This is a genomic window from Micromonospora sp. R77, from assembly GCF_022747945.1.
Taxonomy (GTDB): domain Bacteria; phylum Actinomycetota; class Actinomycetes; order Mycobacteriales; family Micromonosporaceae; genus Micromonospora.
In genome coordinates, this window is the sequence record NZ_JALDST010000001.1 from 290957 (window position 1) to 309569 (window position 18613).

Consider the following 18613-nt stretch of genomic DNA (forward strand, 5'->3'; position numbering starts at 1 on the left):
CCGGGGCATGGACACCCGGCCGCGTGGCTCCGCCGGGCGGCTCGGCTCGGCTCCCGGGCGTGGTCAGGAGCGATGGTGCGACCGGGCCACCGGATAGCCGCAGAGCAGACCGGCGGCGAGCAGCATCAGGGCGCGGGGCGTGACCGCCGCGCGCAGCTTGCCCAGACCGGCCTTCGGGTCCACCACGGTGCCGGCCACGTCACCGGCCGCACCTACCGCCACGTCACCCAGCCTGTCGAGGTTCCGCATCGCCACCCCCTCGCCCGGCGTCACCCGGCCCGGTTACGGCGAAACGCGCCCGCGATCCGGTGGACCCGGACCACTCGCCCTCACGAATGAAATTCAGGACAGAAGATCCTAAAGCAGCATTAATCACTCATCGGGTTGCTAATCATTGCTTGTCTACCCGTTCGGCAGGGAGCGCCCGTGATACCTCGACGACACCTCATGGCGGCTGGCCTCGCCGGCCTGGCCGGCCTCGCCGTACCGCTGTCGGGCGCGGCCGCGGCCGGCCGGACGCGCGGCGCGTCGGGGCCACGGGACCGGGTGCCGCCGGCCGCTGCCGGCACGGCACCCCGCTCGACCCGGAGACCATCCCCCGGTACGTCACCCCGCTGCCGGTACCCGGACGCATGCCGGCCGTCCGCTCCGGGGGCGACGTCGACGAGTACCGGATCGCTGCCCGGCAGTTCGCGCAGCAGGTCCTGCCCGTCGGGCTGCCGCGCACGACGGTCTGGGGGTACGGGTCGGCGGACCACCCGGGAACGTTCGGCTACCCGGCCCGCACCATCGAGGCCCGGGTCGGCCGGCCGGTCCAGGTCACCTGGCTCAACCAGCTCATCGACGGCCACGGGCGGTACCTGCCCTTCTTCCTGCCGGTGGACCCGACGCTGCACTGGGCCAACCCGCCCGGCGGGATACCCGGACGGGACTCGGCCGGATCGCTCACCGACCCGGACGGCCCGGTCCACTACACCGGCCCGGTGCCGCTGGTCACCCACGTGCACGGGCTGCTGACCCGGCCGGAGTTCGACGGGTACCCCGAGGCATGGTTCCTGCCGGACGCCCGCGACATCCCGGCCGGTTGGGCCCGGGTGGGCAGCTGGTACGACCGGTACGCCGAGATCGCCCGGGAGCGCACGGGGCTGCGCTGGCGGCCGGGCTCGGCCACCTACCGGTACCCGAACGACCAGCCGGCCGCCGCCTACTGGTTCCACGACCACGCCCTCGGCCTGTCCCGGCTGACCATCCACGCCGGACTGGCCGGGTTCTACCTGCTGCGCGGCGGCGCGTACGACCTGCCACCGGGGGTGCTGCCCGAGAGCCCGGACGAGATACCCATGCTGATCCAGGACCGGTCGTTCCGGGTCGACGGCTCGTTGTACTACCCGGACCGCAGCGCCGGTCACCACGACCGGGCGGACGCCGCGCCCCGGCCCGGCCCCTCCCCGGACCCGTCGACGCCACCGGTCTGGGTTCCCGATGTCCGGGGCGACACGATGGTGGTCAACGGCGTGACCTGGCCCGTTCTGCACGTCGGGCGCCGCCGCTACCGGCTCCGCCTGCTCAACGGCTGCAACGGCCGTACGCTGGTCCTCGCGATCACCGCCCACCCGACGGCCCGACCGGCGCGGGCGGAGCTGCCGCTGTGGCAGATCGGCTCGGACGACGGGTTCCTGCCCGCACCGGTCCGGCTGGACCGGGTGCTGCTCGCACCCGCGCAGCGGGCCGACGTCATCGTCGACTTCACCGCCGTACCGCCGGGAGCGGTGCTGTACCTCGTCAACGAGGGTGCCGACGCGGCGCACGGCGACGACCCGGGGTACGGGCCCACCGACCCGCGTACCACCGGCCAGGTGCTCAAGCTGGTGGTGACCGGCCGCGACCGGGCGGACCGGAGCGTACCGCCGGACCAGCTCTCGCTGCCGGCGCCGGCGACCACGGACGGTGGGGTGCGGCGGACCCGCCGGCTGCTGCTGACCGGGCGGCACGGGTCAGCGGCGGAACCGGGTGTCCTCCTGCTCGGCACGGTGGACGGCCGGGGCCGCGAGCGACCGCTGCACTTCGACGACCCGGTCACCGAGACGCCGGTGGTGGACGAGCCGGAGATCTGGGAGCTGCACAACCACACCCCGCACGCCCACCCGATCCACCTGCACGGTGTCCACTTCCGGCTGGTCGGACGGGGCCCGGACGGCACCCGCCCACCACAGGCGCAGGAACGCGGCCTGCTCGACACGGTGCTGGCCCATCCGGGCCAGGTGACCCGGATCCTGGCCCGATTCGCCACGCCCGGCCGGTTCGTCTGGCACTGCCACAACCTGGAGCACGAGGACAACGAGATGATGCGCCCGACCGAGGTGCTGCCCTCCGGCGCCGCCCGCACCGGGGACGGCGGCCGGGCCGGGACGGACGCCGCCCGGCTGGCGGTGGGCGGCGTACTGACCCTGGGCGCGGCCGGCGCGGCGGCCCTGGCCCTGCACCGCCGCGCCGGTCGCTCCGGCTGAGCGGGGCGTGCCGGTCGAGCGCGGCCGGCGGGGACGGTCAGTCCCCGGTGTTCATCGACCTGATGCCGCTGCTCAGCGTCGCGGTGACCGCCGAGACGCCGACCAGTCCGGCGAAGACCAGCATCGTCACCGCGGCGGGGAACCGGGCCAGCAGCAGCCCGGCCAGGCCGGGCGCGAGGGCCGCGGCCGAGGTGGCGGCCAGGAAGATGACGCTGACCACCCGGCCCTGGAGCCGGTCCGGCGTGATCGCCGCCTGGTAGCCGAAGAGCACCGCGTTGGCGGTCGGGGCGAGGAACACCGCCGCCGCCAGCGGCACCGCGGCCAGCACGCTGGACGGCACCAGGGCGCTGGTCGCCATCAGCGCGGTGGTGGCCCAGCACAGCACGATCACCAGGGTCGGCAGCCGCAGCCAGCGCTGCACCGCCGGGGCCGCCAACGCGCCGAGGAACCCGCCGAGGCCGAAGATCGTGCTGGCCAGGCCGACCAGGACCGAGGGTGTGCCGGCGCGTTGCAGGGACACGATGATCGCGAAGATCATGCCGGTGAAGGCCATGTTCAGCGGCGCCGCGATCACCAGCAGCGCCCGCAGGAACGGGTTGGCCAGCACGAACCGGACGCCTTCGGCCGCCGCCGCGCCCCCGGACTGCGGGGCCGCCTCGGTGCGGGGTTGTTCCATCGGCCGGCGGATGAGCAGCACCGCCAGCAGGGAGAGCAGGTAGGACACCGCGTTGCCGACGAAGGGCAGGGACCGGCCGAGCCCGTAGAGCAGGCCGCCCAGGGGTGGCCCGGCGAGCTGGGTTCCGTAGGAGCGGGCCTCGTTACGCGCGACGGCGGCGGCGAGCTGCCCGGCCGGCACGAGGTTGCGTACCGCGGCGTGTTCGGCGGTGCCGAAGAGCGCGTTGGCGGCGGCACCGACCACGGTGACCAGGAGGATCATCGGCAGGGTGGCAACCCCGGCGAGCACCGCGCCGGACAGCGCCAGGTAGGCCACCAACCGGACCACGTCGCAGACCGCCAGCAGCGTACGGCGGGGGAAGCGGTCGGCCACCACGCCGGCCGGCAACCGGCAGGCCAGCGTGGTGAGCAGCCCCGCGCTGCCGACCAGACCGGCCTGGGCGGCCGAGCCGGTGAGGAAGAGCACCAGCAGGGGCATCGCCAGATTGGACATGGCGGAGCCGAGGTCGGAGAGGCTCTGGCTGATCCACAGCAGGTTGAAGTCACGGTTGCGCCAGAGGCTGACCGGACGTTCGGGGCCCGCCACCGGCGGGTCGGTGACGGTGCTCATCTGTTCCTCGTCGGGTGCGGTCAGGGCCGGCTCGGTGGCGGCGCTCATGCCGGCCACCAGGAGCCGGGGGCGGGACGCAGGTCGTCGAACCACTCGGCCGTCGGGTCGTACTCGGCGAAGAACTGCCGACCCACCTGGGCCGCGTCGCGCGCCTGCAACATGCGCAGGCTGAACAGCTCGGTCCCGCCGATCCGCACCACGCCGTCGACCAGCACCTTGCCGGGGGCGGCGGACATGACCGGCCCGCGCGCGGTGCGGGCGAGCCCGGATACCGACCGGATCGCGTCGGTGTAGACCTGCCAGGCGCGGACCAGCGGCACGCTGAAGTAGCTGCGGGCACCCGTGTCCCGCTCCACGAACATGTAGTACGGGACCACGCCCAGTTCCACCAGCCGCTGCCACATCGCCGCCCAGTCCCCCGCCCGGTCGTTGACGTGCGCGATCAGCGGCGCCTGGGCCCGGATCACCGCACCGGTGGCCCGGATCCGGGCGATGGCCCGGCGTACCTGGTCGGTGGCCAGCTCGCGCGGGTGGGAGAAGTGGGCCATCACCGCGACGTGCCGGCCGGCGGCCACGATCCGTTCGAAGAGGCGCAGCAGCTCGTCGGCGTCCGGATCGGTGGTGAACCGCGCCGGCCAGTACGACAGCGCCTTGGTGCCGAAGCGGAGGGTGCGCAGGTGTTCGAGGGCCGGGTCGAGCAGGGGGGACACCCACCGGTCCAGCACCGCCGCGCTCATGATCATCGGATCGCCGCCGGTGAACAGCACGTCGGTGACCCCGGGGCTCTCGGCGAGGTACCCGACCACGTCCGCGACGTCCGACGCGGCCTGCCGGATCTCGGTGTTGCCGACGAACTGCGCCCAGCGGAAGCAGTAGCCGCAGTAGGAGTGGCAGGTCTGCCCCTGCGACGGGAAGACCAGCACGGTCTCGGCGTACTTGTGCTGCAGGCCGAGCAGCCGGCGGCCCCGGTGGGTCGGCACGTTCGCCTCGAGCTGGGCGCCCGGGTTCGGGTTGAGCCGGGCGTGGGCGTCCCGGGCCGCCTTGCGGATCACCCCCGGCTCGGCCGCGGACAGGCGCAGCCCCGACAGATGGTCGAAGACGTCCGGCGGCAGCATGTCCCGGTGCGGGAAGGTGAGCCGGAAGATGGGATCGTCCGGAACGGCCGACCAGTCGATGAGTTCGTCCACGACGTACTGGTTGACCTTGAACGGCAGCACCGAGGAGACGACCCGCAGGTCGTGCAGGTACTCCTCGGGCATGCCACGCTCGCCGGCGAGCCGCGCCAGACGCTCGTGGGAATAGACCTTCATCACCGTCGCCTCGTTGTCAGCGGGATGGGACAGGGGTGGCCGTCGTCGGACGGCCCGGGTCGGGACGGTCCACCCGGACCGCCCCGACCCCGGACACGTCAGCCCTGCGCGGCGGCCATCCGCTCGCGCAGCCTCTTCGGACGCATGTCGGTCCACACCTCGTCGATGTGGGCGAGGCAGTCCGTACGGCTGCCCTCGAAGCCGGTGGCGGTCCAGCCCGCCGGCAGCTCACGGTCGGCGAACCAGATCGAGTACTGCTCCTCGTGGTTCATCACGACGCGGTAGGTGCGGTCATCGTCGTCGACGGCCATCGCCGTTCTCCTTCTCGTTCGGTTACTCGGTCGGACGGGCCCCGGTCGGGTGACCGGGAAGGGTGCGGCGCGGGCGGTGGCCGCCCGCGGGATCTACAGGCGGACCGGCAGTGCCCGGAGGCTGCGGTTGAGCAGCGACGGCTGCCAGCTCACCTCGGTCGTGGCGAGCGCCAGCCGGGGCGCGGCGGCCAGCAGGTCGGTCAGCGCCGCCCCGGCCACCAGCCGGGCCAGCGGCGCGCCCAGGCAGAAGTGGCCCCCCTGCCCGAAGCCCAGGTGCGGATTCGGGTGCCGGCGCAGGTCCAACTCGTCGGGGCGGTCGAAGCGCGACGGGTCCCGGTTCGCGCCGGCGGTGACCACGTAGAGCCGCTGCCCCGCCCGCAACCGGCGGCCGGCCAACTCGAAGTCGTCCTTGACGTGCCGGATGGACATCTTGGACGGCCCGTCGAAGCGCAGCAGCTCCTCCACGGCGACCGTGGCCAGCTCCGGGTCGTCGCGCAGCAGGGCCAGCTGGTCGGGGTGGCGCAGCAGGTTCCAGGTGCCCACGGCGATGAGGTTGCTGGTGGTCTCGCCGCCGGCGAACGCCACGTGGGTGAGCATGGCGACGAACTCGTCCTCGCTGACCGACTCCCCCACCAGGCCGGTGGCGAGCGCCGCGCTGATCAGGTCCTCGCGGGGCGCGGCCCGACGGGCCCGGACCAGCGTGCGCAGATAGTCGAAGAGGTCCAGCAGGGCCTGCTGCGAGCGGTCGTTCTCCTCCGGCGACTGCACCGCGCCCAGGGCCAGGTCGCCGACCTGGATCGCCCACCGCTGGAACATCGCGGTGTCCTCGACCGGTACGCCCATCCAGGCCGCCGCGACGGTCGCCGGCAGCGGCCGGGCGAACTCGGCGACCAGGTCGATGACGCCACCGCCGGCACCGGCCCGGGCGGCCAGTCGGGTCACCGCCTCCTGCACCATCGGACGGTTGCGTCGCACCTGGCGGGCCCCGAAGGCGCCCCGGAAGACGCTGCGCAGCCGCCGGTGCTCGGGCGGGTCGACGAAGACCATCCAGCCCGCCATGATCGTGAAGGCGCGGGCCGCCTCCGGGCTGAGCAGGTCCAGCGGGGTCTGGGCCAGCATCGGGCTGATCCGGTCCGCGGAGATCGCCGGCTCGGTGTAGCAGGCCGCCGCCGGCTCGTAGCCGGTGACCAGCCACGCCCGGTGCACCGGGCTCCAGTGCACCGGCTCGGCGGCCCGCAGCTGCGCCAGGTACGGGTACGGGTCGGCGACGAGGTCGTCGTCGAGCAGGTAACGGTCGGTCAGGGTCGCGGTCCTCACGGTCTACGCTCCAGCAGCTCGGCGGCGAGGGCGGCGACGGCCGCCACGCCCGGTTCGGTGACCATGCTCCGGTGGGTGCCGGGCAGGTGGTGCACGGTGAGCGCGCCCGGGAACATCTCCCGGCAACGCCGCTCGTAGGCGGGCCCGTCCTCCCCGGCGACCACCGACGGGCGACCGGGCCCGGCGGTCGCCGCCTCGGCGGTGACCAGCAGGTGCGCCGGCCCGAGGTAGGGCTGCGGGCGGTAGCCGGCGGCGGCGCGCAGCAGCGCCGTCCACATCGTCACCGGCCAGTCGGCGCCCAGTTCCGCCTCGGCCTCGTTGACGCCGGCCGCGACCAGGGTGGCGATCAGCTCGCGTTCCTGGCTGAGCCGGGCCGGGGTGCCCGGGGTCAGCTCGCGGAGCGCCGCGCGCATCGCCACCGCCCGGTCCAGCAGGTCCAGCGCCTCGGTGACCGCGAACGTCCCGTCCTCGTCGGGCACCGCCGGTTCGAGCAGCAGCAGGACGTCGACCTCTTCGCCCGCGGCGGTCAGCCGGATCGCCATCTCCTGTGCGATGTTCGCCCCCATCGACCAGCCGAGCAGGGCGTACGGGCCGTGCGGCTGGTGCGCCCGCAGCTCGCGCAGGTAGTCCTGCGCCAGCCCGGTCATGGTGTCGGCGTCGACGCCGCCGTCGATGCCCCGGGCCTGCAGGCCGCGTACCGGCCGGCCGGCGGGCAGCGCCTGAGCCAGCGGCAGGTACCAGGCGACGCTGCCGCCGCTGGGGTGCACGCACCAGAGCGGACGGTGGCCGGCGTCGCCGTCCCGCAGCGTCACCACCACGCCGGCGTCGTGGCGGACCGCCGTACCGGGCTCGACGGGCTGACGGGCGGCGATCGCGGCGGCCAGCGCCGCCACCGTCGGGTGCTCGACCAGATCGGCCACCCCGACCGGCAGGCCCAGGTCGCAGGCGCGGGCGGCGAGCCGCACGATCGCCAGCGAGTGGCCGCCGAGGGCGAAGAAGTCGTCGTGCACGCCGACCCGGTCCAGCCGCAGCGTCTCCGCCCACAGCTTCGCCAGGGTCGCCTCGACCTCGGTCCGCGGCTCCAGGTAGGGCCGGTCGGGTTCGCTGGCCGCCGTCGGCGCCGGCAGGGCCGCCCGGTCCAGCTTGCCGTTGCCGGTCACCGGCAGCGCGTCCAGCGGGACGAACGCGGCCGGCACCAGGTAGGTGGGCAGCCGGTCCCGCAGCCAGCGGCGCAGGTCGGCGGCGTCGGGCAGCTCCAGCCCGGACACCGGCACCAGGTAGGCCACCAGCCGGGCGTCACCGGGCCGGTCGGCGTGGGCGGCCACCGCGGCCATCGCCACCTCGGGACGGGTGGACAGCACCGCCTCGATCTCGCCGAGTTCGATGCGCCGGCCGCGGATCTTGACCTGACCGTCGATCCGGCCGCCGAAGTCCAGGCTGCCGTCGGCCCGCCAGCGTCCCCGGTCACCGGTGCGGTACAGCCGCCGGCCGCCGCCGGCCGGGTCGGGCACGAACCGGTCCGCGGTCAGTCCGGGCTGTCGGAGGTAGCCCCGGGCCAGCGAGTCGCCGCCGAGGTAGATCTCACCGGCCACGCCGACCGGCACCGGCCGCAGCTCGTCGTCGAGCACGAGCACCGTGGTGCGGGCCAGCGGCCGGCCGATCGGCACGCTGACCGCGTCGGCCGGCAGGTCACGGACCTGGTGGGCGGTGACGATGAAGATCGCCTCGACCGGCCCGTACCCGTTGACCAGGCGCAGGTGCGGCCAGCGGGCGGCCAGGTCCCGGCAGTGCGGCGCGGACGCCGCCTCCCCGCCGAAGACGACCTGCCGCAGCTCGCCCAGTTCCGCCGGCACCTCCTCCACCGCCAGGTTGAACAGGGTGGTGGTGAGGAAGGCGGTGGTCACCCGGTGGCGGCGGATCGCCGCGACGATGCCGGCCGGGGTGACCGGCCCGGCCGGGTAGAGGGCGCAGGTGCCGCCGTGCAGCAGCGGACCGAAGATCTCGAAGATCGCCGCGTCCCAGTTGACGCTGCTCAGGTGCAGCACCGTCTCGTCCGCGCCGAGGTGCGCGAAGTCCTGCCGCAGCAGCGAGTCGACGATGGACCGGTGGGTCACCGCGATGCCCTTGGGCCGCCCGGTGGAACCCGAGGTGTAGAGCACGCAGGCGAGACTGTCGGGGTCCGGCGTCGGTGCCGGCGGGTCGGCCGGCTCGGCGGCGAAGGTCTCCTCGGCGAGGGTGAGCACGGTGCCGATCCGGGCGGGCACCTGGTGCCGCCAGGCGGGCTGCGCCAGGGCCAGGTCGACGCCGGCGTCCGCGGCGAGCAGGTCGAGGCGGCGGCGCGGGTCCCGCGGGTCCAGCGGCAGGTACGCCGCACCGGCCTTGAGGATGCCGAGCATGCCGACGATCAGCTCCACCGACCGTTCGGCGCAGAGCCCGACGACCCGGTCCGGTCCGGCGCCGTGCCGGCGCAGATGGTGGGCGACCCGGTTGGCCCGCGCGTCCAGCTCGGCATAGCTGAGCGGACCGTCCGGGGTGGCCAGCGCGACCTGCCCCGGCTGGGCGGCGACCTGGGCGGCCAGCACGTCGACCAGGCTGCGCGGGTCGGACGCGGTGTCGGCGACCCGGGTCCGGCCCTCCTGCGCCGGGGTGGGGACGCCGGGCGCCGCGTCCGGGTCGGCGACCATCCGCGCGAGCAGGTCGCAGTACGCGTCGGCCAGTCGCTCCACCTCCCCCGGCGACATCCGCCCGGCGTCGGCCTCGAAGGAGACGCCTTCCGGGCCGGTGGTGACCATGAGCCCGAAGTTGGTCCGGGCGATCTCCTCGATCTCCTGCTTGTGCTCGCTGTCCAGACCGTGGAAGTGCACGTAGTTGAACGCGGTGTCCACCAGCACCTCACCGGCCCACCGGCCGCGTTGCAGCTCAGCGAGGGGGAACCGCCGGTACGGCAGGAGCGCCTGCTCGGCGGCGAAGACGTCCCGCAGCAGACCCAGCCAACTGGTGGCGGCCGACCGTACGCCGAAGGGCACCACGTTGAGGAAGAGCCCGCGCATGCCCTCCGCGCCGGCCCGCTCCGGACGCCCGTTGGTGGCGAAGCCGGTGGCGTACGCCTCACCGTCGGCGAGCTGCCCCATCAGGTGGTGGTAGGCGGTGAACAGGACGGTCTTGCGCGGCACGCCGGCCCGGGCGGCCAGGGCGTCGATGCCGGAGCGCAGGTGCCGGTAGTCGCGCAGCACCTCGCAGGTCGACTTGTCGGCCGGCTCGGCACCGACCGAGCGGGGCACCCGCACCGGCGGGAACTGCTCCACCATGGCGTCCCAGAACGCCCGGGCGGCCGGGTCGGCCACCGCGGCCCGCTCCAGCGCCACGTACTCCGCGAAGCGGGGCACCGGGCCGGCGGACGGCTCCTGAGGCGCGCCGGTGACCGCCCGGCGGTGCCGGTCGACCAGCTCGGCGATGAGCGAGGTCAGGCTCCAGCCGTCCAGCACGGCGTGGCAGTCGGTGATGGTGAGCCGGTACTCGGCGTCGTTGAGCACGTGCACGTGCAGCCGGATCAGCGGCGGCTCGGCCAGCTCGAACCAGCGCACCGACTCGGCCTGCAGGTGGTCCCGGACCCGCTGGGCCTGGGCTTCCTCGGCCAGGTCGCGCAGGTCGTCGACGCCGACCGGCAGGGTGGCCCGCTCGTGCACCAGCTGCAGCGGTTCCTCGTAGGAACTCCAGTCGAACCCGGTGCGCAGGATCTCGTACCGGGCGACGACGGCGTCCACGGCGGCCTGCATGGCGGCGGCGTCGAACCCGGCCGGCTCCTGCACCCGGAAGCTGGTCACGTTGTGGTAGGCGCCCTTGCCGGCGTCGGCGAGCAGCTCGTAGAGCATGCCCTGCTGCATCCGGGTCAGCGGGTAGGCGTCCGCCAGGCCGGCGGGCAGCCGGTCCCGGTCGGCCGGTGCCACCATGGCGAACCGCTCGACCGGTGCCGCCCCGGCCGGGTCGGTGGCCCGCCGGTCGGCGGCGGCGTCGACGGCCCGGGCCAGCTCACCGAGCGCCTGGTGGGCGAAGACGTCGCGCAGCGCAACGGTGACACCGCGCCGCTCGGCGAGACCCACCACCCGCAGCGCGAGGATCGAGTCGCCGCCCAGGTCGAAGAAGCGGTCGGTGACGCCGACCCGGTCGGTGTCCAGGGCGGCGCACCACACCTCGGCCAGCAGCCGCTCGGTGGGGGTGGCGGGCGGGACGTGGTCGCGGGCGACGGCCAGGGTCGCCCCGTCGACGTCGGGCAGCGCGCGCCGGTCCACCTTGCCGTTGGCGGTCAGCGGCAACGCCGGGAGCACGGTGAACGTCGCCGGCACCATCGCCTCGGGCAGCCGGTCCCGCAACCAGCGCCGCAGCTGCTCGCCGGTCAGCTCGCCGTCGACCACCAGGTAGGCGTGCAGCCGGTGCTCGCCGCTGCGGTCCCCCCGGGCCACCACGGCGGCCTGGCCGACCGCCTCGTGGCGCAGCAGGGCCGCCTCCACCTCACCCAGTTCGATCCGGTGCCCGCGGATCTTCACCTGGTCGTCGGCGCGGCCCCGGTACTCCAACTCGCCGCCGGGCAGGAACCGGGCCCGGTCGCCGGTGCGGTAGAGCCGGGCACCGGGGGCGGCGGAGAACGGGTCCGGCACGAACCGCTCCGCGGTCAGCCCCGGCCGGCCGAGGTAGCCGCGCGCCAGGCCGGCGCCGCCCACGTACATCTCGCCGGTCGCGCCGACCGGGACGGGCCGCAGGTGCCGGTCGAGCACGTGCACGGTCAGGTCGCCCAGCGGCCGGCCGATCGGGGAGGTGGCGTCGCCGGCCAGGTCGGCGGCGGTGACCAGGCGGTGCGTGACGTGCACGGTGGTCTCGGTGATGCCGTACATGTTGACCACCCGGACCCCGGCGCCGGGCCCGTCGAGCCAGCCGTCCAGCTCGGGTACGTCGAGCTTCTCGCCGCCGAGCACCACGTGCCGCACGCCGAGCTCCGCGAGCGGCCGGTCGCCGAGGGCCGCCCGCAGGTTGCGGAACGCGCCGGGGGTCTGGCTGAGCATGGTCACCCGCTCGGCGGCCAGCAGCGCGGCGAACCGCTGCGGATCGCGGGCGGTGGCCTTGTCGACCACGACGACCGTGCCGCCGCGGGTCAGCGCGCCCCACAACTCCCACACCGAGAAGTCGAAGGCGTACGAGTGGAACAGGCTCCACACCCCGCCCGGCGGCAGGTCGAGCGCGTCCACGCAGGAGTCGAGGAGGCGGACCACCTGCCGGTGCGCCACCCCCACGCCCTTGGGGCGGCCGGTGGAGCCGGAGGTGTAGATGACGTAGGCGAGGTGGTCGGCGTCGGTGACGGTCGACGGTTCCTCGGTGGACGCGGCGGCGATGGTCGGGTCGTCCAGGGGCAGCAGTCCGGCCGGGTCCACCGGCACCCGGTCGGCGAGGTCGGGCGAGACCACGGCCAGGCGTACGCGAGCGTCGCCGACCACGTAGGCCAGCCGGTCGCGCGGGTGCTCCGGGTCCAGTGGCACGTACGTGCCGCCGGCCTTGAGGATGCCGAGGATGCCGACGGCCAGGTCGAGGTCGCGGCGCACGCAGAGCGCCACCGGCGTCTCCGGCCCGACCCCGGCGGAGCGCAGCCGGTGGGCGAGCTGGTTCGCCCGCGCGTTCAGCGTGGCGTAGTCGACCCGCTGGTCCCCCGCCACGACGGCGACGGCGCCCGGGTCGGCGGCGACGTGCCGGGCGAACCGCTCGTGCAGCAGGTCCGCCGAGGGGTACCCGCGCACCGGGGCGGTCCAGGTGGCGAGCGAGCGCTGCTCGTCGGCCGGCAGCAGGTCCAGCTCGGCCAGCGGGGTCTCCGGGTGGGCGACGGCCTGCTCCAGCAGCCGCCGGTACTGCGCGGCCCACCGCCGGACGGTCGCCGGCCGCCACAGGTCCGCGCGGTGGAAGAACGCGCCGGCCAGCCCGTCGGGACGGCGGGCGGTCTGCAGGATCAGGTCGAACTTGACCGCGTCGAGGTCCAGCTCGAACCGCGCGCCGGTCACCGGGCCGAGGCGTACCGGCCGGTCGTCGGCGTCGTCGTCGAGGCTGAACATGGCCTGGAAGAGCGGGGTGCGCTCCAGGCTGCGGTCCGGGGCGACCTGGTCCACGACCCGCTCGAAGGGCGTGTCCTGGTGGTCGTACGCGCCGAGGGCGTCGGCGCGGACCCGGTCCAGCAGGTCGGTGAAGGACGGGTTCCCGGCGAGGTCGGCGCGGAGCACCAGGGTGTTCACGAAGAAGCCGACGACCTGCTCGACCTCGGGCCGGTCGCGGCCGGCGACCGGGGTGCCGATCCCGAAGTCGGCCTGACCGGTGAGCCGGGCCAGCACCACCTCGAACGCGGCGAGCAGGGCCATGTAGAGGGTCGCGCCGCGCTGCCGGGCGAGCCGCTCCAGCGCGCCCACCAGGTCGGCCGGGACGGTGAAGTCGCAGCTCGCGCCGGCGGTGGAGCGGCCGGCGGGGCGCTCGCCGTCGGTGGGCAGTTCCAGCGCCGGCAGCCCGGCGAGCCGGTCCCGCCAGTACGTCAGGTCCCGCTCCCGACGGTCCTCGGCGGCGGTTCCGCGCTGCCAGGCCGCGTAGTCGGCGTACCGCACGGGCGGCTCGGGCGACGCTGTTCCGGTGTAGAAGGCCTCCAGGTCCCGCACCAGCACCCCCATCGACCAGCCGTCGGCGACGATGTGGTGCAGGGTCAGCAGGACCACGTGGTCGGTCGGCGTGAGCCGCCAGCCGGTGACCCGGAACAGCGGCCCGGTCGCCAGGTCGAACGGCTCCCCGGCCACCTGCCGGGCCGCCTCGGCGACCGCGGCGGCGTCGTCCGCGTCCCGCCAGTCGACGCCCGGCCAGCCGACGACGATCTCCTGCCGGACCACCCCGTCGACGACGGTGAACCGGGTCCGCAGCGCCTCGTGCCGCTCGACCAGGGCGGCGAACGCCGCGTCGAGCCGGTCGCGGTCCAGCGGCCCGGTGAGCCGCCAGGCCACCGGGATGGTGTACGCCGCGCCGGCGCCGTCGAGCCGGTCGAGGAAGACCAGCCGTTCCTGCCCGAACGAGACCGGCAGGTCGTGGGTGCCGCTGCCCCGGGTGATCCCCGCCGGGGCGGTACGCCCGGCGTCTCCGGCGAGCCGCCGACGGAGCAGCTCCTGCTGGGCGGCGGTGAGGGCGGTCATCGGGTCTCCTCCAGTTTCCGGGCGAGCCGGGCGATGGTGCGGGCCTCGAAGAAGCTGCGCAGGGTGAGCGGGGCGGCCAGCCGGTCGCGCAGCCGGGAGATGACCCGCAGCGCGGTCAGCGAGTGGCCGCCGAGGGCGAAGAAGTCGTCCTCGACGCCGACGTCGGGCCGGTCCAGCAGGTCGGCCCAGACCTCGGCGATGACCCGTTCGGTGTCGGTACGCGGCGCCACCCGGGTCACGGCGGTCCGCTCGGCCCGGATCTCGGGCAGCGCCGCCCGGTCGACCTTGCCGTTGCCGAGCAGCGGCAAAGCGTCCAGGACCAGCAGCTCGGCCGGGATCAACGCGGACGGCAGGCGGGCCTCCAGGTGCCCACGCAGGTCCGCCTCGGTGACCCGGCCGTCCGGGGTCCGCTGGGCGTAGCCGGCGAGCCGCCAGCCGTTCGGCCCGTCCGGGCGGGCCACCACGGCCGCCGCGCCGACCTCGGGATGCTCGGCCAGCGCGGCCTCCACCTCGGCCGGTTCGACCCGCACGCCGCGTACCTTCACCTGCCGGTCGAGCCGGCCGCGGAACTCCAGCGTCCCGTCGGCGAGCCAGCGCGCCGCGTCGCCGGTGCGGTACATCCGTGCACCGGGCGGCCCGGCCGGGTCCGGCAGGTAGGCGGCGGCGGTGAGCCCGGGCCGGTCGTGGTAGCCGCGGCTCACCCCGCTCCCGCCGATGTGCAGTTCGCCGAAGACGCCCACCGGCACCGGGCGCAGCGCCGCGTCGAGCACCTGCACGGTGGTCCCCGGCATCGGGACGCCGATGCCGATCGACTCGTACGCCCGGCCCGGGTCGAGGTCGGCGAGGGTGGTGGTGACGGTCGCCTCGGTGGGGCCGTACTGGTTGACGACCCGGCGCAGCCCGGGCAGCGCCCGGTGCACCTTGGCCAGCAGCGCCGGGGTGCACGGCTCCCCGCTGAGCACCAGCAACCGCAGCCCCGGCAGGGTCGCCGCGCCGACGTCACCGGCGTCGAGCAGCTGGTGCAGCAGCGACGGCACCATGCTCAGCAGCGCGGTCGGCGCGGGTCGGCCCGGCAGGTCGGCGGCGAGCGTGGACAGGTCGGACCGGCCGGCCATCAGCACGGTCGCGCCGACGGTGAGCGGGCCGACGCAGTCCCGCAGGAACGCGTCGAAGCCGGTCGAGGCGCGTTGCAGGACGACGTCGTCGGGTCCCAGCCGGTAGTGGGCCAGGACGGTGTCGAGGTAGGCGGTGATCCCGGCGTGCTCGACCAGCACGCCCTTCGGCGTCCCGGTGGAGCCGGAGGTGTGCACCAGGTAGGCGAGCTGGCCGGGGCGGACGGGGACGGCGGGCAGGTCGGCCGGCGGGGCGGTGGCCCGGGCGACGGTGAGGGTGTCCGGGTCGAGCACCAGCAGTTCCTGCTCGGCCAGTCGCGCCAGCCGGTGCGGCGGCAGCTCCGGGTCGACGAAGGCCATGCCGGCCTTCCAGACGCCGAGCACGGCGACCACCGTGTCGACGCCCTGGGGTGGCCGCAGCCCGACCCGGTCCTCCGGCCGACGCCCCGCTCCCGCAGGTACCGGGCGAGCTGGTCGGCCCGCCGGTCCAGGGCCGCGTAGGTCAGCTCGCCGGGCTGGCCGACCACCGCCGTGCTGTCCGGGTGGTTTCCGGACGCGATCGGCGATCCGGAACAGCAGCGAGCGGAACGGGGCGGTTGGGCGGCCTGCGGGGCCGGGACGGCGTCGGCCAGCGGCAGGTCGTCGATCCGGGCCGCCGGGTCGGCGGCGACGGCGCGCAGCAACCGGACGTACGCGCCGGCCATCCGCGCCATGGTGGCGGCGTCGAAGATGTCGGTGGTGTAGTCCAGCGCGCCGGCCAGCCCGTCCGGGCCGTGCACCAGTTCCAGGGTCAGGTCGAGCTTGGCGGCGCCCCGGTCCACCGGCTGGGCGACGCCGGTCGCGGCACCCAGCCGCAGGGTGTCCAGGGTCCAGTCGTTGTAGCTGAACAGGGCCTGGAACAGCGGTGAGCGGCTCAGGTCGCGCTCCGGGCTCAGCTCCTCGACGAGCCGGCCGAACGGCAGCTCCTGGTGCTCGTACGCGGCGAGCGCGTCGTCGCGTACCCGGCCGAGCAGGTCGGTGAAGCGGGGACCGCCGGCCAGGTCGGCCCGCAGCACCAGCGTGTTCAGGAAGAACCCGACCACCTCGCGGACCTCCGGCCGCCCCCGCCCGGCGACGGGGGTGCCGACGGCGAAGTCGGTCTGGCCGCTCCACCGGCCCAGCAGCACCTGGTAGGTGGCGAGCAGCGTCATGAACAGGGTCGCGCCGTGCGCCCGGCTGAGTCGTTCCAGCGCGGCGACGACGTCCGGTTCGACGGTGAACCCGACGCTCGCCCCGGCGCCGGCGCGCACCGGCGGCCGGGGCCGGTCGGTGGGCAGCTCCAGGTCGGGCAGGCTGGCCAGCCGCCGGCGCCAGTGGTCCAGCTCCCCGGCCAGCCGGTCACCGGCGAGCCGGTCGCGCTGCCAGGCGGCGAAGTCGGCGTAGCGCACCGGCGGGCGGGCACGTCGACGCCGTCGTAGCCGGCCTCCAACTCCCGGACCAGCACCGCCGCCGACCAGCCGTCGGCGATGGCGTGGTGCAGGGTGAGCAGCAGCAGGTGGGTGTCGCCGGCCTGCCACAGCACGGCCCGGAACAGCGGCCCGGTGGTCAGCTCGAACGGCCGGCGGGCCTCCCGGGCCAGGTCGGCCTCCGCGTCGGCCCCGGTGGCCGCGACCCGCCGGTCCAGACCGCCCCAGCCGGGCAGGACGTCCTGCCGGACCACCCCGTCGACCAGGGCGAACCGGGTACGCAGCGACTCATGCCGGTCGACCAGCGCGGCCAACGCCGCGGCCAGCCGGTCGGCGTCCACCGGCCCGGTCAGCCGCCAGGCCAGCGGGATGGTGTACGCCGCCCCGGCGCCCTCCAGCCGGTCGAGGAAGACCAGCCGTTCCTGCCCGAAGGAGACGGGCAGCCCGACGGTCTCCTCGCCCCGGATGATCGGGGCGACCCGGGCGTCGGTCCCACCGAGCAGGCGGGCCAGCCCGGCGACGCTGCGGGCGGTGAACAGGTCCCGGAAGGTGATCTCCCGGCCGGTACGCGCGGCGACCGCGCCGACCACCTTGATGGCCAGCAGCGAGTGCCCGCCGAGGGCGAAGAAGTCGTCGTCCATGCCCGGGTCGGTGACGCCGAGCACCTCGGTGAAGATCTCCGCGAGTTGGCGTTCCAGTTCCGTCGCCGGCTCCCGCCGGCCCGCGCCGGTGGCGTACGTCGGCTCGGGCAGGGCGGCCCGGTCGACCTTGCCGTTCCCGGTCAGCGGCAGCTCGTCGAGGACCACCACGGCGGCCGGCACCAGGTACGCCGGCAGCACCTGCCCGAGGTGCGCCCGCAGGTCACCCAACTCGGTCGGGTCGGCGGCCACGTACGCGACGAGGCTGAGCACGCCAGCGCGGTCGGGGCGGGCGAGCACCACCGCGTCCCGGACCGCCGGGTGGCGGCGTACCGCCGTCTCGATCTCGCCCGGCTCGACCCGGAAACCGCGCACCTTCACCTGCCCGTCGGCCCGGCCGACGAACTCCAGCACCCCGTCGGCGGTCCACCGGACCAGGTCGCCGGTGCGGTAGACCCGGCCGCCCGGCGCACCGAACGGGTCGGGCAGGAACCGTTCGGCGGTGCGGGCCGGCGCACCGACGTATCCCCGGGCCAGTCCGGCACCGCCGAGCAGCAGCTCGCCGACCACCCCGGTCGGTACGGGCCGCAGCGCCCGGTCGACGACGTAGGCGGTGGTGTGGTGCATCGGCCGGCCGATCGGGACGCGACCGGTGCCGCCGGTGGGTGTGGTGACCGGGTGCCAGGTGCCGAACGTGGTCGACTCGGCGGGGCCGTACATGTGCAGCAGCCGGCCGGGACCGCCGTGGGCGAGCAGGCCGTCCACGGTGGCCGGGTCGGCGGCCTCCCCACCGAAGAGCACGTGCCGCAGGTCGCGCAGGGCGTCCGGGCGTTCCCGGGCGACCTGGTGGAACAGGGCGGTGGTGAGGAAGAGGGTGGTGACCCGGTGCCGGGCCAGGTGGGCGGCCAGGGCGGCGGTGGAGAGCGCCACGTCGGGCGGGGTGACCACCAGGGTCGCCCCGGCGACCAGGGTGGCCCACACCTCGAAGGTGGCCGCGTCGAAGACCGGGTTGGCGGCGAACGCCACCCGGTCGTCCGGCGTGAGGTCCAGGTAGCCGCCGTCGTGGACGGTGCGGACCAGGCCGCGGTGGGTGATGCCGATGCCCTTGGGGCGCCCGGTGGAGCCGGAGGTGTGCACCACGTAGCCGAGCTGCTCCGGGTCGACCGGGACCGCCGGGTCGGTGGTCGGCCGCCGGTCCAGGTCGGCGGCGTCGCGGACCAGGTCGACGACCCGGCAGTCCAGGCCCGCGCCGTCGTGGTGCCCGGCGGCGGTGACCAGCAGGGTGGCGCCGGCACCGGCGGTCATGTGCCGGCTGCGTTCGGCCGGTTGGTCGGCGTCCAGCGGCAGGTAGGCGCCGCCGGCCCGGAGCACGGCGAGCTGCGCGCGGACCAGGTCGGCCCGCGCGGCAGGCTGACCGCCACCACGGTCTCCGGGCCCACGCGCCGAGGTCGCCAGGGTGGTGGGCCAGGCTGGTTCGCCCGCCGGT

Annotated in this window: 8 protein-coding genes and 2 pseudogenes; 1 reads left to right on the forward strand and 9 read right to left on the reverse strand. The window is 75.3% G+C overall.

Going from position 1 to position 18613, the window contains the following annotated elements:
* Positions 1-63: 63 nt before the first annotated feature.
* Complete coding sequence (locus MRQ36_RS01430) at positions 64-249, reverse strand: hypothetical protein (protein WP_242791805.1); 186 nt, start codon at positions 247-249, stop codon at positions 64-66.
* A 383-nt stretch (positions 250-632) separates the two neighbouring features.
* Between MRQ36_RS01430 and MRQ36_RS01435 the strand changes: the two genes are divergently transcribed.
* Entirely contained in the window at positions 633-2507 is a 1875-nt protein-coding gene (locus MRQ36_RS01435; protein WP_242791808.1) for a multicopper oxidase family protein, read from the forward strand.
* Positions 2508-2544: 37 nt separating this feature from the next.
* On the opposite strand, the gene MRQ36_RS01440 is transcribed toward MRQ36_RS01435, so the two are convergent.
* From MRQ36_RS01440 to MRQ36_RS01470, 8 genes and pseudogenes are all read right to left on the reverse strand, one after another.
* A complete protein-coding gene (locus tag MRQ36_RS01440; RefSeq protein ID WP_242791811.1) occupies positions 2545-3840 on the reverse strand; it encodes an MFS transporter in 1296 nt (431 codons plus the stop codon).
* Entirely contained in the window at positions 3837-5102 is a 1266-nt protein-coding gene (locus MRQ36_RS01445) for a KamA family radical SAM protein (protein WP_242791813.1), read from the reverse strand. Before MRQ36_RS01445 ends, MRQ36_RS01440 begins: the two co-directional genes overlap by 4 nt.
* A 98-nt stretch (positions 5103-5200) precedes the next feature.
* Positions 5201-5413 carry an MbtH family protein gene (locus tag MRQ36_RS01450; RefSeq protein ID WP_242791815.1) on the reverse strand — a complete coding sequence of 71 codons (213 nt, stop codon included), beginning with the start codon at positions 5411-5413 and terminating at the stop codon, positions 5201-5203.
* 93 nt (positions 5414-5506) lie between these two features.
* A complete protein-coding gene (locus MRQ36_RS01455; protein WP_242791818.1) occupies positions 5507-6730 on the reverse strand; it encodes a cytochrome P450 in 1224 nt (407 codons plus the stop codon).
* On the reverse strand, positions 6727-13932 hold the full coding sequence (locus MRQ36_RS01460; RefSeq protein WP_242791822.1) for a non-ribosomal peptide synthetase: 7206 nt from the start codon (positions 13930-13932) through the stop codon (positions 6727-6729). The genes MRQ36_RS01455 and MRQ36_RS01460 overlap by 4 nt, the downstream gene beginning before the upstream one ends.
* The gene (locus tag MRQ36_RS01465) at positions 13929-15437 is read right to left on the reverse strand and encodes a non-ribosomal peptide synthetase (RefSeq protein ID WP_242791824.1); all 1509 of its coding nucleotides are present in this window, start codon (positions 15435-15437) and stop codon (positions 13929-13931) included. The genes MRQ36_RS01460 and MRQ36_RS01465 overlap by 4 nt, the downstream gene beginning before the upstream one ends.
* 293 nt (positions 15438-15730) lie before the next feature.
* A pseudogene (locus MRQ36_RS33045) lies at positions 15731-16600 on the reverse strand (condensation domain-containing protein); the annotation flags it as partial.
* A pseudogene (locus tag MRQ36_RS01470) lies at positions 16555-18498 on the reverse strand (amino acid adenylation domain-containing protein); the annotation flags it as partial. The pseudogenes MRQ36_RS33045 and MRQ36_RS01470, both read right to left, overlap by 46 nt.
* Between the last annotated feature and the right edge of the window lie 115 nt (positions 18499-18613).